This window comes from Oleiphilus sp. HI0066, assembly GCF_001635725.1.
In genome coordinates this window covers 1-980 of sequence record NZ_LWFH01001674.1, presented here as the reverse complement: position 1 = coordinate 980, position 980 = coordinate 1, and the positions used below count along the sequence as shown (strand labels likewise).

Below are 980 nucleotides of genomic sequence, written 5' to 3'. Positions count from 1 at the left end.
CTTTCTACTTACACTAAGGAGTTGCCTAGACGCCTTGTATCTCTTGGTTTCACAGCAGATTGTACGTATAATCGCCGCCTAAATTTTTTAGCGCTTTTTTTAGGAATTTGAAATGAACTTTGACAATATCCCAGCAGGTAAAGACCTGCCAAATGACATCTACGTTGCGATTGAAATTCCTGCTAATGCAGATCCAATCAAATACGAAATCGACAAAGACATGGGCGCGGTTCTTGTTGACCGTTTCATGGCAACACCAATGTTCTACCCTGCAAACTATGGTTTTATCCCAAATACGCTTGCAGATGACGGTGACCCATTGGACGTATTGGTCATTACACCATATCCAGTAATGCCAGGTTCTATCATTCGTTGTCGTCCTGTTGGCATGCTAAATATGGAAGACGAAGCAGGTGGTGATGAGAAACTTGTTGCTGTTCCTCATGACAAGCTGAGCACTATTTACCAAGACGTTAAAGACGTTGACGACCTTCCACAATTGTTGAAAGACCAAATTCAACACTTCTTCGAGAACTATAAAGATCTTGAAAAAGGTAAGTGGGTAAAAGTGATCGGTTGGGAAAATGCAGACGCTGCACGCGCTTCAATCGAGAAATCAGTGGCAGCTTTCAAAAAGTAAGCAAACATTGATAATAGAAAGGGCCTACGGGCCCTTTTTTGTTTTTAAGTGCTAGGAAAATTAGATGACTCCCGCCATCCAACTTTTGAACAAGCTCAAAATTGCTCACACCGTTCACCCCTATGATCATGATCCGAATTACGGCGCTTACGGAATGGAAGCCGCTGACAAACTTGGCCTAGCCCCTGAGATCGTATTTAAAACACTGGTGATCGAATTAGATAAAGGAAAGCTTGCCTGCGCTATTTTACCTGTCGACAAAACACTCAATCTTAAGAGCGCTGCGAAAGCACTTAAATCTAAAAAAGCCTCTATGGCCGATATTCAAAAAGCAGAGAGA

The 980-nt window shown here is 42.3% G+C and carries 2 protein-coding genes; both read left to right on the top strand.

The genetic code is table 11. The features are described from left to right. Positions 1 to 112 precede the first annotated feature (112 nt). Positions 113 to 640, top strand: coding sequence for an inorganic diphosphatase (gene ppa / locus A3738_RS26210; protein WP_068475988.1), 528 nt, complete (start codon positions 113 to 115; stop codon positions 638 to 640). 64 nt (positions 641 to 704) lie between these two features. Next, positions 705 to 980: YbaK/EbsC family protein (locus A3738_RS26205; RefSeq protein WP_304440133.1), on the top strand; the 276-nt coding region annotated here is incomplete at its 3' end.